Below are 1,031 nucleotides of genomic sequence, written 5' to 3'. Positions count from 1 at the left end.
TGAACTGATCTATCCCTATCCTGTAAACATTGCAGGACTTCATAGAAACTCAATTCGCAGGATTTTAATAATACGAGTAATAGCATCGTTACTCCCCGCAGCCCATTCCCCGTAGCATCGTTACTCCCCGCAGCCCATTCCCCGTAGCATCGTTACTCTCCGCAACTCATTCCACGTAGCATCGTTACTCTCCGTAACCCATTCCCCGTAGCATCGTTACTCTCCGCAGCTCATTCCCCGTCACCCTCCGCGAAGGCGGAGGGTCCATTCTTTCTCCACCTATTCGAGTGTTCCCCAACCTTTTTGAGGAGATTTGATGTGATTTCTGAATATAACCTCCCATTTTTTATTAGAAACAATCAAGTGATATGACAATTTGTTTATGGTTTTCGCAATTGGACTTACTCTTCATGGACCCTCCGCCTTCGCGGAGGGTGACGAAAATTGAGTGCGGAGGGTGACGAAGAATGGGGTGCGGAGGGTGACGAAGAATGGGGTGCGGAGGGTGACGAAGAATGGGGTGCGGAGGGTGACGAAGAATGGGGTGCGCAGGGTGATGAAGAATGGGGTGCGCAGGGTGACGAAGAATGGGCTGCGCAGGGTGACGAAGAATGGGCTGCGGAGGGTGACGAAGAATGGGCAGCGGAGGGTGACGAAGAATGGGCAGCGGAGGGTAACGAAGAATGGGGTGCGGAGGGTGACGAAAATTGGGCAGCGGAGGGTGACGAAGAATGGGTTCGGAAAGAGACGAGGTAGTGCCTTCATGATGTAGGAGAGAACACCACCACGTGTATTGCTTATCAGGTATGAACTAATCTATCCCTATCCTGTAAACATTGCAGGACTTCATAGAAACTCAATTCGCAGGATTTTAATAATACGAGTAATAGCATCGTTACTCCCCGCAGCCCATTCCCCGTAGCATCGTTACTCCTCGTAGCCCATTCCCCGTAGCATCGTTACTCTCCGCAACTCATTCCCCATAGCATCGTTACTCTCCGCAACTCATTCCCCGTAGCATCGTTACTCTC

1 protein-coding gene and 1 pseudogene are annotated in these 1,031 nt (G+C 50.8%); both read right to left on the bottom strand.

Annotated elements, in window-relative coordinates; all coding sequences use genetic code 11:
- Positions 1-80: pseudogene (locus Lqua_RS18955) on the bottom strand (bifunctional phosphoribosyl-AMP cyclohydrolase/phosphoribosyl-ATP diphosphatase HisIE); the annotation flags it as partial.
- A gap of 328 nt (positions 81-408) precedes the next feature.
- Entirely contained in the window at positions 409-765 is a 357-nt protein-coding gene (locus tag Lqua_RS18215; protein WP_133141075.1) for a hypothetical protein, read from the bottom strand.
- Positions 766-1,031: the final 266 nt, after the last annotated feature.

It is taken from the genome of Legionella quateirensis (assembly GCF_001467955.1).
GTDB lineage: Bacteria > Pseudomonadota > Gammaproteobacteria > Legionellales > Legionellaceae > Legionella > Legionella quateirensis.
The sequence above is the reverse complement of the archived record's forward strand: the minus strand, read 5'-3'. Positions and strand labels throughout refer to the sequence as shown.

Coding starts and splice junctions, on each gene's coding strand:
- Lqua_RS18215 (WP_133141075.1), bottom strand. CDS start 765: ATGAAGGCACTACCTCGTCTCTTTCCGAACCCATTCTTCGTCACCCTC.